The sequence below is a fragment of the Methylotenera sp. genome (assembly GCF_029945535.1).
Classification (GTDB): Bacteria; Pseudomonadota; Gammaproteobacteria; order Burkholderiales; family Methylophilaceae; genus Methylotenera.
The window spans coordinates 1-13934 of record NZ_JAQSCU010000001.1; the positions used below are offsets into that span (position 1 = coordinate 1).

At 42.7% G+C, this 13934-nt stretch carries 18 protein-coding genes; 10 read left to right on the top strand and 8 right to left on the bottom strand.

From position 1 onward, the window contains the following. The first annotated feature begins 179 nt into the window (after positions 1-179). From PSU72_RS00005 to PSU72_RS00020, 5 genes are all read left to right on the top strand, one after another. Complete coding sequence (locus PSU72_RS00005) at positions 180-725, top strand: hypothetical protein (protein WP_300429361.1); 546 nt, start codon at positions 180-182, stop codon at positions 723-725. Continuing rightward, positions 722-1432, top strand: a complete 711-nt coding sequence (locus PSU72_RS00010) for a hypothetical protein (RefSeq protein WP_300429362.1) — start codon at positions 722-724, stop codon at positions 1430-1432. Before PSU72_RS00005 ends, PSU72_RS00010 begins: the two co-directional genes overlap by 4 nt. Positions 1433-1493: 61 nt before the next feature. Next, positions 1494-1619 carry a hypothetical protein gene (locus PSU72_RS00015; protein WP_300429364.1) on the top strand — a complete coding sequence of 42 codons (126 nt, stop codon included), beginning with the start codon at positions 1494-1496 and terminating at the stop codon, positions 1617-1619. Next, on the top strand, positions 1604-1822 hold the full coding sequence (locus PSU72_RS14405; protein WP_367186072.1) for a hypothetical protein: 219 nt from the start codon (positions 1604-1606) through the stop codon (positions 1820-1822). Before PSU72_RS00015 ends, PSU72_RS14405 begins: the two co-directional genes overlap by 16 nt. Positions 1823-1928: 106 nt before the next feature. Next, positions 1929-2141, top strand: coding sequence for a dodecin (locus PSU72_RS00020; protein WP_202943934.1), 213 nt, complete (start codon positions 1929-1931; stop codon positions 2139-2141). 92 nt (positions 2142-2233) lie between these two features. Here PSU72_RS00020 and pqqA read toward each other — a convergent pair whose 3' ends face one another. The 4 genes from pqqA to PSU72_RS00040 all read right to left on the bottom strand — a co-directional run bounded on the left by pqqA (position 2234) and on the right by PSU72_RS00040 (position 4611). Next, complete coding sequence (pqqA, locus tag PSU72_RS00025) at positions 2234-2305, bottom strand: pyrroloquinoline quinone precursor peptide PqqA (protein WP_012777389.1); 72 nt, start codon at positions 2303-2305, stop codon at positions 2234-2236. Between the two features lie 117 nt (positions 2306-2422). Continuing rightward, entirely contained in the window at positions 2423-3982 is a 1560-nt protein-coding gene (locus PSU72_RS00030) for a cryptochrome/photolyase family protein (RefSeq protein ID WP_300429367.1), read from the bottom strand. Positions 3983-4011: 29 nt separating this feature from the next. Then, positions 4012-4167 (bottom strand): DUF2256 domain-containing protein, encoded by a 156-nt coding sequence (locus PSU72_RS00035; protein ID WP_367186071.1) that lies wholly within the window; start codon positions 4165-4167, stop codon positions 4012-4014. A 15-nt stretch (positions 4168-4182) separates the two neighbouring features. After that, the gene (locus PSU72_RS00040; RefSeq protein WP_300429369.1) at positions 4183-4611 is read right to left on the bottom strand and encodes a toxin-antitoxin system YwqK family antitoxin; all 429 of its coding nucleotides are present in this window, start codon (positions 4609-4611) and stop codon (positions 4183-4185) included. Positions 4612-4823: 212 nt separating this feature from the next. Between PSU72_RS00040 and PSU72_RS00045 the strand changes: the two genes are divergently transcribed. Further along, a complete protein-coding gene (locus PSU72_RS00045; RefSeq protein WP_300429371.1) occupies positions 4824-5141 on the top strand; it encodes an EF-hand domain-containing protein in 318 nt (105 codons plus the stop codon). A gap of 96 nt (positions 5142-5237) precedes the next feature. Further along, positions 5238-5927 (top strand): SDR family oxidoreductase, encoded by a 690-nt coding sequence (locus PSU72_RS00050; RefSeq protein WP_300429374.1) that lies wholly within the window; start codon positions 5238-5240, stop codon positions 5925-5927. A 47-nt stretch (positions 5928-5974) separates the two neighbouring features. Here the strand turns inward: PSU72_RS00050 and PSU72_RS00055 are convergent, their stop codons facing one another. Then, positions 5975-7099: a GNAT family N-acetyltransferase gene (locus PSU72_RS00055; RefSeq protein ID WP_300429376.1), complete on the bottom strand. Its 1125-nt coding sequence runs from the start codon at positions 7097-7099 to the stop codon at positions 5975-5977. Positions 7100-7183: 84 nt separating this feature from the next. After that, complete coding sequence (locus PSU72_RS00060; protein ID WP_300429378.1) at positions 7184-7777, bottom strand: EF-hand domain-containing protein; 594 nt, start codon at positions 7775-7777, stop codon at positions 7184-7186. A gap of 331 nt (positions 7778-8108) precedes the next feature. Between PSU72_RS00060 and ompR the strand changes: the two genes are divergently transcribed. Together ompR and PSU72_RS00070 are read left to right on the top strand one after the other, a co-directional pair. Further along, positions 8109-8831, top strand: a complete 723-nt coding sequence (gene ompR, locus PSU72_RS00065) for a two-component system response regulator OmpR (RefSeq protein WP_300429380.1) — start codon at positions 8109-8111, stop codon at positions 8829-8831. 159 nt (positions 8832-8990) lie between these two features. Beyond that, positions 8991-10262 (top strand): ATP-binding protein, encoded by a 1272-nt coding sequence (locus PSU72_RS00070; RefSeq protein ID WP_300429486.1) that lies wholly within the window; start codon positions 8991-8993, stop codon positions 10260-10262. A gap of 17 nt (positions 10263-10279) precedes the next feature. On the opposite strand, the gene cysG is transcribed toward PSU72_RS00070, so the two are convergent. Continuing rightward, a complete protein-coding gene (gene cysG, locus PSU72_RS00075; protein WP_300429382.1) occupies positions 10280-11683 on the bottom strand; it encodes a siroheme synthase CysG in 1404 nt (467 codons plus the stop codon). Between the two features lie 61 nt (positions 11684-11744). Beyond that, positions 11745-12332 (bottom strand): phospholipid scramblase-related protein, encoded by a 588-nt coding sequence (locus tag PSU72_RS00080; protein ID WP_300429384.1) that lies wholly within the window; start codon positions 12330-12332, stop codon positions 11745-11747. A gap of 218 nt (positions 12333-12550) precedes the next feature. On the opposite strand from PSU72_RS00080, the gene miaB reads away from it, so the two are divergent. Further along, a complete protein-coding gene (miaB, locus tag PSU72_RS00085) occupies positions 12551-13921 on the top strand; it encodes a tRNA (N6-isopentenyl adenosine(37)-C2)-methylthiotransferase MiaB (protein WP_300429386.1) in 1371 nt (456 codons plus the stop codon). Positions 13922-13934 lie beyond the last annotated feature (13 nt).

Consider the following 13934-nt stretch of genomic DNA (forward strand, 5'->3'; position numbering starts at 1 on the left):
CTAGTGCAATTTATATTGCTAGGTGGGTCAATTCTGAGTGCAATTCAACATATAGCATACAACTCAAATATTCTGCGTTCGCGAATGGCGAATATTTTAAATAAGCTATTGATATTTTTATTTATGTTGTTTATATTCTTTATTCGCGAATAGCGAATAAAGAATATATGAGAATTAGAATGGCAAAATCAATTGCTAACCCACAAATTTCTTTAAAACCACAAGATTTGGTGGTGTTGTTACGTCTATCTCTTGGTAAAGATGTGATGCCTACCTATGCGCAATTAGCGGATGAGTTGGGGATTACTGCGTCTGAGATTCATGCAAGTTTAGGGCGTGCGCAATTGGCGCAGCTGGTTTATAAAAATTCGCAAAATAAACCTTGCTTGGTGTTAGAGGCGTTTAAGCAGTTTGTGTTGCATGGCGCTCGCTATGCTTTCCCCGCTATGCGCGGTGAAATGACACGGGGTGTAGCTACTTTGTATGCAGCACCTCCACTCAAAAATATGATTGTGCAGCCCAATGACCCCCCGCCTGTTTGGCCTAGCGCCACTGGCGATGTGCGTGGTATGGCGCTGCAACCGCTTTACCCAAGTGTGCCCAATGCCGCACAACGTAACCCTGCATTGTATGAGTTGCTGGTGTTGTTTGATGCCTTGCGTGCAGGTAGCGCACGTGAGCGCGCACTTGCGCAAGATTTGCTTAATGAGCGATTGAGCGCATGAGCATGAATGCCAACGACCCCAATGTAGTGTTGTTAGAGTTGGTTGCGCACCATTTAGGCGATGCTTTGCATGCGCAAATGATGTTTGTAGGCGGCGCTGTGGTGGGTTTGCTGATTACCGACCCAGCCATGCCTGCCATTAGACCTACTGAAGATGTTGATTTGGTGGTGCAAGCCACTGTGTTACGTGAGTATCATCAGGTTGAAGTCGCATTAATAGCACGCGGCTTTGTGCATGATATGTCGGTTGATGCGCCCATTTGCCGTTGGCGTATAGGCGCAGTGGCTGTAGATGTAATGCCGATGGAAAAAACCGTACTAGGCTTTGCTAACCGTTGGTATCCGCTAGCGATGGATACTGCTAACGGTTTTACTTTACCCAGTCAAAAAGTGATTAAGCTGATCAGCGCGCCTGTATTTATTGCCACCAAATTAGAGGCCTTTGCTGACCGTGGTAAAGGTGATTTTTTGATGAGTCATGATTTAGGTGACATTATTGCGGTTGTTGATGGGCGAGAGTCTTTATTAGACGAATGCAAGGTTCAAGCACCTGAGCTGGTTGAGTATTTGCAAGCTCAATTTGCGACACTGCTTGCTAATCGTGCGTTTATGCAGGCTCTTTCTGGGCATTTGTCGCCCGATGGTGCCAGCCAAGCCCGCTTGCCTTTACTTGAGCGTAAACTGGGTGATCTAGCTAACTTGGTTTAGGTGGTTTGTAAGTATTGAGGTTTTAAGCTATGTTAATGAAAAAAACAAGAATCTAATTTAAATGAACGAAGCCGAAACTCGCGCGGAACATATAGACCCAGCCATTAAAGCCGCAGGGCGTTCGCCGAAAGTAAGATCCATCAACACTTCGCAGATAAGCAATCGGCTTTTATTGATTTTGTTTTAGGCCAATATATCAAACAAGGTGTAGATGAATTAAACCAAGAAAAACTAAAAGATTTAATCGGTCTTAAATATCAGTCCATTCACGATGCAACGACTGAACTAGGTAATACTTCAGAAATCAGGCAACTATTTGTAGGATTCCAAAAAATATCTATATCAAGCAAATTGGCAAGTAAATATTTAATTAACCTACAATTGACTTAAAATTGTACGAAGTAACTTTTGGTAACTATAAATGCTTAAAAATTACCTCCCTCGTTTTTATATAGTTAGCAAACTTTGTAACGCATTATTTTAAAAACTGGAGAACATGATGTCACATCACACTTACAAAATTATTGAGTTAGTAGGATCTTCACCCATCGGTACGGACGATGCAATTAAAAGCGCCATTGCCAAGGCATCTCTTACGGTTAAGCATTTGGAGTGGTTTGAAGTAGTTGAAACGCGTGGGCATATTGTTGATGGAGCAGTTGCTCACTTTCAAGTCACTCTTAAGGTGGGCTTTAGAATAGAAGATTAAACTTGGTTGCTTGTTTTAATGCCAATTAAAAAGCCCAATGATTTCTCACTGGGCTTATATTTTTCAATCAATTAACTGATTACTTATTCAGCTTATTTATTCATAACATACATTGTTACTTCAAAGCCAAAACGCATTTCTGTAGCTGCTGGTGTTGTCCACATGATTCAGTATCCTTTTTAGTTTGGCGACTCACAATGATTCGCTCCATGTGTTGCATTATGAGCGCATCTCCAAAACCTACCCTATGTAGTTGGCGTAATTATCCCTAATGATTTTGCTTAAATCACATTAATGTTCTGATATATATGTTGAGCATGTGCATGTACTTCGGCTTTATCAGCTTCGCTAAATCGATCTACGTTTTTAGTCATAAAGGCGGTGCGTGGGTTGCGACTAAAGGTATCGTAATGTTTAATTAAAAAATTCCAGTAAAGCGTGGTAGTCGGGCAAGCTGTTTCGCCTGTTTTAAGTTCTGGCTTGTATTTGCAATTGCTGCAATAGTTGCTCATGCGCTTAATATACGCACCACTAGCGACGTAGGGCTTACTGGTAAAGCGCCCGCCGTTGGCGTACAAGGCCATGCCAGCCACGTTGGGAAGCTCTACCCATTCAACTGCATCTACGTACACGGCAAGATACCAAGCTTCAACTTCACGTGGATTTAGTTCGGCTAAAATTCCAAACATACCCGTCACCATTAATCGTTGAATATGATGCGCATAGCCGTGCTGCATGGTGTCACTTATAGTTTGCTTCATGCAGTTCATGTGCGTATCGCCAGTCCAGTACCAGCTTGGCAGTGCACGTGTATGCTTGTAATGATTAGCTTCACCCATTTTGGGCATATCTAGCCAATATACGCCGCGTATAAATTCGCGCCATCCTAAAACTTGCCTAATAAATCCTTCTACACTGGCTAAAGGTAATTGTTGTTGATGATAAGCTACGACCGCAGCAGCAATGACTTCTCGCGGATTAAGCAATTTTAAATTAAGCGAAGCAGAAAGCAGAGAGTGCCATAAATATGGACTTTGGCTACTATTGGCTGATTGCCACATCGCATCTTGATGGTCACCAAACCCTGCCAGCTTATGTTTGATAAAATCATCTAAAAACCGAAGCGCAGCCGCGCGGGTGACTGGCCAAATAAAGTTTTTTAATGATCCTGGATGATTTGGAAAGTGCTTTTCTACAATATCAATCGCAGCCTGAGTAATGCCATCAATACACACCATTGGCGCTACAGGCACATTTTGCGGACCAGTTTTGCCAAAGGTTTTGCGATTTTCAGCATCATAATTCCACGCGCCGCCTAACGGCTCATTACCTTGCATTAGCACATCATATTTTTGACGCATTTGGCGGTAAAAAAACTCCATGCGTAATTGCTTATTGCCCTTTGCCCAATGTATGAAGTCTGCTTTGGAACACATAAAATGTGTGTCATCACGCACTACTAACTCAGTGTTCACTTCTTCACATAGCGCAATTAAATCTTGCTCTATTCGATACTCACCAGGCTCACAAACAATCACTTTTTGTGGTTTTAATACGCTGATTTTCTGTGCCCATGCGGCTTTAAGTGTTGCAAAGTTGTGTTCTCCTAACTTTAAATAACCACCTTGTAAGCCGCTTGAATATTGGCGAACGAGCTCTTCATAGAAATGACGCATGGCAGATAAAAATAAGACAATTCGCGCTTTGTGGCTCCAAACCTGAGTTGCTTCATGGTTCACCTCCGCCATGAAAATGGCATCTTGTGTAGAGTCAAAATCCTCTAATGCTGGATTATCAAGATTTAATTGGTCGCCCAAGATTAAAATAAGGTGTCGTGTCATGGATTCATTGGATTGAGTGTTGATTAGAATTACTTGGCGGCTTTGCGGCACTTGTCAGAACAATATTTGATCTCATCCCAGTTTTTGGCCCAAGATTTTCGCCACGTCATGCTTAAGCCGCATTGTGTGCAAACTTTGCTGGGCAAATTACTTTTATTGCCTTTAAATGTGTTTTTAATTTTCAACTGATAATTGCTGATTTACTCAGCAACCACTTGACCATCTTTGTAAGTGGTTGTGGACTTAATGCTGCCATCTTTCGCCCAAGCGTACTCAACACCATCTTTTTTACCGTGTATAAAATTCGCCTCCAGCCTTTTTTGTCCGTTGTCGTACCACTGCGTAAACATTCCATGCTCTTGCCCTGCTTGGTAATGCGCCTCTAGTTTAAGCTGACCATTTTCGTACCATTGGTTCCAAACACCATCTTCTTTATCGTCAACATAGCTAGTTTGAATCTGTTTACTGCCATTTGGGTAATAAAAAATCTCCAAACCTTCTTTTTTACCTTTTTTAATGTTTACTTCGTATTTTGGTTTGCCGTCTGCAAACTTCTCTACATGCTTACCAGTAAATGACTCATCAAAAAAAGTTTGTGCGCTAGCAATGCTGCTTATTGTAAATAACATGACAGCGATTAAATTGACGCTTAATTTATACATAATTTAAATATCGAATGAATTGAACACATAGGATGCCAATGAGATTGAAATGTTCCCGCAGGTGCTAAATTTAGCCATTTGTGGGTTGTAATACAGTCAGTCACTTCAAAAATGAACGTCATCACAAAGTACTAGTCTACGTTAGGTGTAATACAACACTTTTTTATAAAGGATATTGTATGAAAATTTTACAAATTTTAGCAGTAGCGGCTTTGGCATTAGGCTTAACGCAAATGGCATATGCAACCCATGATGGTAAAGATGGCATGCATTGCGACCATAAGCACACCATGCAAGATGCTGACACCAACAAAGACGGTGTAATAAGCCACGATGAGTTTACCGCGGCACATCAAAAAATGGCTGATGAGATGTTTGCTAAAATGGATACCAATAAAGATGGCAAAATCGACCAAGCCGAGCGAGATGCAATGAAAGACAAAATGGGCATGCACTCCAAAATGAAAGACCACAAAATGGAGGATATGGCTAAATAGCCTGACTCATTCAGCCTGTACAAAGCCACAACTTAGATTGTGGCTTTTGTATTTTTAGGCGGATAATTTATCAATTATTTATTAGAGGATTTAGCAATGACTTACCAAGTGTTAATTACTGGCGCCAATCGTGGTATTGGCTTGGAGTTCACTCAACAATATGCGCAAGATGGCTGGAACGTGTTGGCGTGCTGTCGCGACCCTGAACACGCTAGCGCCTTGGGGGCTTTGGCAAAAGCGCATGCCAACATTCGCGTATTGCATTTAGATGTAGCAGATTTTGCACAAATTGATGCGCTGGCTTTACAACTAAAAAATGAAAAGATTGATGTATTAATCAACAATGCAGGTGTTTACCCTGAAAGTAGTTTGGGCGATGCGGATACAAACGATTGGCTGAACGCGTTTAAAATCAACAGTATTGCACCACTAAAAATGGCTACGGCTTTTACTACACATATTGCAAATAGCGAACTTAAAAAGATAGCGACTCTTTCTAGCAAAATGGGCAGCATGAGCGACAACACTAGCGGCGGCAGTTACATTTATCGTAGTACAAAAACGGCTGTGAATATGGTGATGAAAAGCCTTTCAATAGACGTACAACCCGCAGACATTGCGGTAGTGACTTTGCACCCAGGCTGGGTAATAACCGATATGGGCGGCAGCAATGCATTGATAGATACAAAAACTAGCGTGGCAGGTTTACGTAAGGTGATTGAGAATTTGAACTTGAGTAATACTGGAAAATTTATTGCTTATGATGGTAAAGAGATTGCTTGGTAAAGCATAGTGCTATCACTTAAACATAGTCAAGAATGACTTGAATGAGCCTACTGCGCTTTAAACGGCGCACGCTCTTCTAGCTCGTTAGTATAAGCAGCAATACCTTGCGTTTCTAGTGTGACAAACGCCTTAATGGCATGTGCAAAATCAGGGTGTGAAATTTTGTGAAACGAGCAAGTTGGGCGTGGCTTAAAACCGCGAGCTAACTTGTGTTCACCTTGCGCGCCACCTTCAAAATACTGAATATTTTCTGCGATACAAAACTCTTGGGCTTGGTAATAACAAAGCTCAAAATGCAAGTTAGGCACATATTTCAGCCCCCCCCAATAGCGGCCATACAAGGTAGTTTGATGGTAAATATTCAGCGCAGCGGCTATTGGCTCACCCTCTAAATACGCCAATACCAGCAAAATATTCTGCGGCATACTACGGCCAATTTTCTGAAAAAATTCTGGAGTTAAATAAGGCGTTGAGTGATGTTCAAGGTAAGTGTTTTCATAGCATTCGTAGAAGAACTGCCATTGCTCCGGTGTAATGTCTGCACCTTTGATGCGTTTACAAACCACACCAGAAGCAGTCACTTTTTTACGCTCTTGGTGAATCTTTTTACGTTTATCGTGGCTGAGCGTACGTAAGAAATCTTCAAAATCCGTAAAACTGTCGTTTTGCCATCTAAACTGCACACCGTTGCGCTGCAGCCAACCAGCTTGCTCAAACGCTGTTGCAGAAGCGTCATCAGGGAAAAGCACATGTGCAGACGATAACTGATGTTTGTGCATAACTTCAGTAAACGCTTCTACCATCAACGCTTGTGTTTGCGGGCTATTTGCAATCAACCTCTGGCTAGTAATGGGCGTAAACGGAATCGCTGAAACTAATTTAGGATAGTAATTCAACCCATTGCGCTCGTAAGCCTCTGCCCATGCCCAATCAAATACGTATTCACCATAAGAGTGGCTTTTAATATATAGCGGCATTGCACCCACTAATTTGCCATCATCATGCACCAGCATTGGGTAAGGCTGCCAGCCTGTTCCTTTGCCAACTGAGCCTGAACTTTCTAAGGCGCTTAAAAACGCATGGCTGAGTAGTGGCATATCTCCCACCAGTGCATCCCAGCTTTGCGCATCAACTTGCTGGATGCTATCGGTGATTTCTAGAATCAAGCTCATTAATCGCTTATATTAAGCTGCAAAGAAATGGTCAGACTGACTTGGGGAAGTAACGTTGAATACAACGTAATGTTAGCTTGATAGCTAATAAGTGCGCTTTTTGGAGTTATTAGAGGCTTGCTTGCTTTTAGATTTTGTTGCTGCTGAGGCATCTGTTGCCTGTAACTTTTGCGCTTCTATCGCAGCTTCTGCAGCACCTCTACGTTCAGCTGCCCTAGATTGTGCATCTTGAAGCTCTTCTAATGAAATAACACCGTCTTGATTCGTATCCACTTGACTAAAAAGTCTTGCGATTTGCGGTAGCTTTTCTGTAGCTTCTTGCCTATCAATGGTGCCGTCATTATCATTATCTGCGTCGAGAAAGCGCTCTTTTAAGCTCTCTTGCATAGCACGACGACGCTCTTCGATTCGGTCATGATCTTGGTCGACCGATTTGGCGTAATCATCTAATGCTTTACGAATCTTTTCGCGATTCTCAGGGCTAAAATTAAGATTGAGCGTTTGTCGCATGCCATCGCCTGCGGCTTCTTCACCAGCAACTGGCCTTTCAACACTACCTGCTGCAATGAAGTTGGTTTTTCCTGCAGCGTCCACATTAAACGACATTCCAAAGCCCACACACATCGCGATGCATGTGTATTTAACTGTTAAAATAGGTTTTGAAGTGAGTTTAATCAATGCTCTAACTTTATAATAAATAAGTTGAAAAACAATCTAGCTTAACTTAACCGCATCATAATGAAGTACGATTGTTAACTGATTGTTTCATTGCACATTGAAATTGTAATTAATTGTAACGATAAAAAAGCGGTCATTTTCATCCCTAAAACTAAGTAGAGTTCGTCTGATTTAATTTAAAGCGTTATTTTAAATTGACTCAATTTAGCTTACACTTTGTAATAGTTTAGTATTCTGGTTTTTGACAAATGAATATTAAACTTAGTTTCATCACATTTGCATCAAAAGTCAATTTCAATTAACTGAATAATAAGACGCGAGCTAAATAACTATGGTTGATCAAAATAAAAAAATATTAGTCGTTGACGATGACGTGCGCTTACGTGAGTTATTGCAGCGCTACCTGACCGAGCAAGGCTTTACAGTGAAAGTGGCTTCTGATGCTAAGGAGATGGATGTCGTTTTAGCGGCAGAACCTATTGACCTGTTAGTGCTAGATTTAATGCTTCCTGGCGAAGACGGTTTATCTATTTGCAGAAGGATACGTGGCTCTGGTACTTTGTTGCCAATTGTGATGCTGACCGCGCGAGGTGATGAAGTAGATAGAATTATCGGCTTAGAAATGGGCGCAGATGATTACTTACCAAAACCATTTAATCCACGCGAATTGCTTGCCAGAATTAATGCGGTAATGCGTAGACACGAGCGTTTGCAACCAAGTGCACCTGCTGCGAATACCGATAGCGTGACCATTGGTGAATTTGTATTTAATGCTTCAACACGTTCACTGAGCAAAGATGGCGCTTCTGTCACCATTACCAGTGGGGAATTTGCCTTGCTAAAAGTATTTGTGGATCATCCACGTCAGCCGCTATCTCGTGATAGATTGATGCAACTGGCACGCGGACGTGAGCTAGATGTATTTGACCGTAGCATTGATGTGCAAGTATCCCGTTTACGCAAACTCATTGAACCTGATGCCGCACATCCACGTTATCTACAAACCATGTGGGGCTTTGGTTATGTGTTTATTCCTGATGGTGAAGTTGACTAAGGCCAAGATTGATTAGCAAAAGTAAATTAAATAGCGAGGACGATTAATTGCGTCTGAATTATTCACAAATACTTTTGTCTTTCAAAACATGACTAAACCAATTACAGAACACTCAGTTTGAAATTCACTTTTCTACCTAAAACATTGCTCGCACGAGGCATGTTGCTTATTGCCTTTTTGCTAGCCATTGGGCAAATTGCGTCATTACAAATCTTTGAGTACTTTGAACGAGAGCCGCGTGCAGAGGCCACTGCACTGCAAGCGGTTACTGTAGTGAATTACACCCGAGCATCGCTCATCGCATCGCAAGACAACCTCCGCCTAGCCCTGCTTTCTGAACTCACAGGTAAAGAAGGTGTACGTGTTTATTATGCCGACTTTATGGAGGATATTGAGCCCCTGCCCCCTGACCCGTTTATTAACATGGTTGCTGAAAAAATTAGAGAGCGCCTAGGCGTAGAAACGATTATTACCGTAAATCACTATGGCGTTCAGGGACTTTGGGTGAGCTTTAATATCGGGCAAGATGATTTTTGGGTGGTTATTCCGAAACTGCATGTTGAACGCCGCTTTCCTTGGCAGTGGTTAGGTTGGGGTGCATTGATATTGTTGCTCTCACTAGCAGGTGGTTACTTTATCGCCTTGCGCATTAATCGACCTATGCACTTATTAATGAATGCTGCGAACAGGTTGCGTAAGGGTGAGCAGCCCGAAAAACTGCCCGAAGGCAGTTTTGCTGAATTGCGTGAGGTGAATGAAACTTTTAATAAAATGGCAGATTCTTTAGCTGAGCTCGATGCAGAAAGAACCCTGATTCTGGCAGGCGTTTCACATGATATTCGTACGCCACTAGCGAGGTTGCGCTTAGCAGTGGAAATGTTACCCGACGAGGGTTGTGGCAGCCTAAAAAATGGCATGATACAAGACATTGCCGATATGGATAATATCATTCACCAGTTTTTAGATTTTGTGAAAGGTGTCGAAGGCGAACCCACACAAATGATTGACATCAACACCTTATTGCAAGCGGTGCATGATAGACAACTCCGCGCTGGGCGTGACTTAGTAGTGCAGTTAGCACCCACTTACTTTATTCCTATTAAGCCCTTAGCCATGCAACGCTTGTTGGATAATTTAGTAGGGAATGCCTATGCCTATGGCAAGGGGCAAGCACGCATAGCAGGCAAAGTCACGGCTGAACATATTGTGATAAGTGTGTTTGACAATGGTCCTGGGATTCCTGAAAGCCACTTACAAAAGCTACTACGTCCATTTGAAAGACTAGATACCGCACGCAGCAACGCAGGCGGTAGCGGCTTAGGTTTAGCGATTGCTGACCGCATTGCCAAATTACATCATGGTAAATTAGAGTTAATCAACCGACCAGAAGGTGGTTTAGAAGCTAGGTTGAGCATTCCGATTAAAAGCTAGATTTTTTAATTTTGCAACTATCTACCTTTTTTACTACTTTCAGACTCAAACCAATTAAGTTTGTCGCGCAACTGCACCACTTCTCCAATAATAGTTAAGCAAGGCGCTTTAATTTCCGCCATGGTAACTTGGTCAAACAAATCTTTCAGTGTTGCCACAACTACGCGTTGCTTTTGGGTCGTGCCTTGCTGAACCACAGCGGCAGGCATATCTGGCGATACGCCATGCGCGATGAGCTGCTCACAAATCTTTTCCATTCCAACCAAGCCCATGTAAATCACAACGGTTTGGCGTGGGCGCGACATCGCTACCCAATCTAGGTCTACAGTCCCTTCTTTTAAATGCCCTGTGATGAACAAGCAAGCTTGCGCATAATCTCGATGTGTAAGCGGGATGCCCGCATAGCTAGAAACACCATTAGCTGCAGTAATGCCAGGCACCACTTGAAACGGCACGCCGCGTTGCATCAAGGTTTCAATTTCTTCACCACCTCGTCCAAAAATAAATGGGTCGCCGCCTTTTAAGCGCAGTACGCGTTTACCTTCTAATGCTAGTCTTGCCAATAACTCGTTAATCTCTTCTTGTGGAAGCGTATGTTGGTCGCGAGACTTACCTACGTAAATGAGCTCTGCATCACGACGCACCAACTCCATCACCTCTGGGCTGACTAATTTATCGTACACACAGACATCACATTGCTGCATGAGACGCAAAGCCCTAAATGTGAGTAGATCTGGATCGCCTGGACCACCACCTACTAAATAGACTTCACCGTGATGCTTAGGGTCAGCTTTATCAGACAACAGATCATCTAACGCCCTTCTTGCCGCTTCATCTTGCCCGGACAAAATACGTTCGACAATCGGCCCTTGCAACACACCTTCCCAAAAAATACGACGTTGTTGCGTGGTAGTAAACTTTGCTTTGACTTTATCTCTAAATTCACCAGCAATTTCAGCGATGCGTCCATAACTTGCAGGCAACATAGTTTCAATTTTCGTCCGAATATAGCGCGCCAATACTGGAGCATTGCCTTCACTTGAAATGGCAATGACAATAGGCGACCTTTCAACGATGGATGCCATCGTGAAGGTACACAATGCAGGTGAGTCAACCACGTTCACAGGAATATTGAGCGCCTTTGCAGCAAGCGAAACGGCCGTATTTACAGCCTCATCATCCGTAGCAGCAATCACTAAACATGCACCTTCTAGCTGATTTGGCTCAAAGTTGGCATTGATATGAGTGATTTTCCCTGCACTCACTAAAGCACTTAACTCATGACAAAGCTCAGGCGAATAAAGCACCACAGCCGCGTTCGCTTTCAGCAGCATAGTGACTTTACGCGCAGCCACATCGCCACCGCCGATGACCACACAGCGGCGGTTAGTAATATTAATAAAAATTGGGAGTGCTTGCATGCCTAGCCTTTATTGCCTTGATTAACTGAATTCGCTACTTTAATAAATTTCGATGAATCACTTACTCTTTTAATACCATATCGATACATAACACCGCAGCCATAATCAGCACACGCGCCGTATCATTAGCGGCCACGCTGTTATCAATGGTCAGCATATAATTATCTGCGCTGGTAAATAGCTCTTTACCCAAACCAGCCCACTTTTTTGAAACGTTAGCGAGCTCTTTTTCGCCCTTCATAAACCTAAAATCCCAGCTAGTCCATTTGCCTTGCAATGTACAAATCACCGTGCCTTGTGCATCCAACACATCAAACTTGCCACCAATCGAAAAAAACTTGCGGCTGAAGGTACCCGCTAATTTACCTTGCTCATCAAACACTTCTACTCTTGAATCGAATATAGAAAAACCACGCTTCACGCTTAGAATATTTTGACCTTCTGGCGTACGCACTTCTACATCAAAGGGCGTCATACGCTTGTAATCGGTAAAGCGAAAAATCTTGGTAAAAATGCCAAGATTAGGTTCACGGCACTCTATGATTTTTTGATTGGTGCTAGGGTCATAAATATCGTAATTGTTAGCGGCTTTAAACATAGCCACTTGTTCTTTAACAAAAAATAGATTGTTACGAAGCACTGCGTGCATAGACGACCCTTGATATAATTTTAGGTGAGTTAGATAAAAACGTAATTTTAATGGATTAAGAAGTTAGCGCATACTTAAATCGTCAGCAGCACATTGATCAGGCTTTTTATAAGACCAAGGTAATTAGTACTAGGGTAGCAAAATGCGTTAAAATTATGCTTTACAAACGCACGCGGCTGTTGAAAAACAGCCTTGAAAACCAATATTGAAAACCTGCCTTGAAAACCACTGAAAATAAATTAGATTCGCTCACGCCCATTAGCAGTTCACCTAAAAAAGTGTTCATTAAAACTTTTGGCTGCCAAATGAACGAGTACGACTCATCGCGCATGGCTGATATGCTTAATGCGACCGACGGCATGGTAGAAACACTCACGCCTGAAGATGCAGATGTAATACTGCTCAATACCTGCTCAGTACGTGAAAAAGCTGAAGATAAAGTATTTAGCCATCTTGGACGATTTATCCCACTCAAAAAAGCCAATCCAAATTTAGTAATTGGCGTGGGTGGCTGTGTGGCGAGTCAAGAAGGCGATAACATCATTAAACGTGCACCTTACGTAGATGTGGTATTTGGCCCACAAACTTTGCATCGCCTGCCTGACATGATTAAAAACAGCCAATCTAGTGGTGTTTCTCAGGTAGATATTAGCTTTCCTGAAATTGAAAAGTTTGATCACTTACCGCCTCCGCGTATTGAAGGCGCCAGTGCTTTTCTCAGCATTATGGAAGGCTGCAGTAAATATTGCAGCTTCTGCGTAGTACCTTACACGCGCGGCGAGGAAGTCTCGCGTCCGTTTGAAGCTATTTTGACTGAAGCCGCACAACTAGCTGAACAAGGCGTGAAAGAAATTACCCTGCTCGGACAAAACGTAAATGCCTATCGTGCCCAATATAATGACCTAGAAGCTGATTTAGCGATGTTGATTGAATACATTGCTGAGATTCCACAAATCGAACGCATCCGCTTCACCACTAGCCACCCTAATGAAATGAATCAGCGATTGATAGATTGTTTCGCGAACATTCCAAAGTTAGCTGTGCAGTTACATTTACCAGTGCAAGCGGGTAGCGACCGCGTACTGATGGCGATGAAGCGCAACTATACTGCACTGCAATTTAAATCCACTATACGCAAACTGCGCGTGGCAAACCCTAACCTTACATTCACTTCAGATTTTATCGTAGGCTTTCCGGGCGAATCAGAAGCTGAATTTGAAGCCACGGCAAAACTCATGCAAGACGTAGGTTTTGATTACAGTTTTAGCTTTTTATACAGCCCGCGCCCGGGTACGCCAGCCTCTTACCTTGCCGACGAAACTTCGCAAGAAGTTAAATTGGCGCGATTAACAAAACTGCAAGCCATCAACGAAGAGTTAGGTAAAAACATCAGTACGCAAATGCTTGGCACCGTTCAACGCGTGTTGATTGAAAGTGCCTCGTGGAAAAACGCCAATGAGCTAGCAGGCAAAACCGATAACAATCGCATTGTCGACATTGTAGGAGATGAAAGCCTGATACACACATTTGTGAACGTGCGCATTACCGATGTGAGCAACCCTAAACGCTTACGCGGCGAAATTGTTTAATTATTGAAATTTG

What these genes read in the sequence shown, in the direction of transcription:
- PSU72_RS00005 (WP_300429361.1), top strand. Translation starts at nt 180, where the DNA reads ATGGCAAAATCAATTGCTAACCCACAAATTTCTTTAAAACCACAAGAT.
- PSU72_RS00010 (WP_300429362.1), top strand. Translation starts at nt 722, where the DNA reads ATGAGCATGAATGCCAACGACCCCAATGTAGTGTTGTTAGAGTTGGTT.
- PSU72_RS00015 (WP_300429364.1), top strand. Translation starts at nt 1,494, where the DNA reads ATGAACGAAGCCGAAACTCGCGCGGAACATATAGACCCAGCCATTAAA.
- PSU72_RS00020 (WP_202943934.1), top strand. Translation starts at nt 1,929, where the DNA reads ATGATGTCACATCACACTTACAAAATTATTGAGTTAGTAGGATCTTCA.
- PSU72_RS00030 (WP_300429367.1), bottom strand. Translation starts at nt 3,982, where the DNA reads ATGACACGACACCTTATTTTAATCTTGGGCGACCAATTAAATCTTGAT.
- PSU72_RS00040 (WP_300429369.1), bottom strand. Translation starts at nt 4,611, where the DNA reads ATGTTATTTACAATAAGCAGCATTGCTAGCGCACAAACTTTTTTTGAT.
- PSU72_RS00045 (WP_300429371.1), top strand. Translation starts at nt 4,824, where the DNA reads ATGAAAATTTTACAAATTTTAGCAGTAGCGGCTTTGGCATTAGGCTTA.
- PSU72_RS00050 (WP_300429374.1), top strand. Translation starts at nt 5,238, where the DNA reads ATGACTTACCAAGTGTTAATTACTGGCGCCAATCGTGGTATTGGCTTG.
- PSU72_RS00055 (WP_300429376.1), bottom strand. Translation starts at nt 7,099, where the DNA reads ATGAGCTTGATTCTAGAAATCACCGATAGCATCCAGCAAGTTGATGCG.
- ompR (WP_300429380.1), top strand. Translation starts at nt 8,109, where the DNA reads ATGGTTGATCAAAATAAAAAAATATTAGTCGTTGACGATGACGTGCGC.
- PSU72_RS00070 (WP_300429486.1), top strand. Translation starts at nt 8,991, where the DNA reads ATGTTGCTTATTGCCTTTTTGCTAGCCATTGGGCAAATTGCGTCATTA.
- cysG (WP_300429382.1), bottom strand. Translation starts at nt 11,683, where the DNA reads ATGCAAGCACTCCCAATTTTTATTAATATTACTAACCGCCGCTGTGTG.
- PSU72_RS00080 (WP_300429384.1), bottom strand. Translation starts at nt 12,332, where the DNA reads ATGCACGCAGTGCTTCGTAACAATCTATTTTTTGTTAAAGAACAAGTG.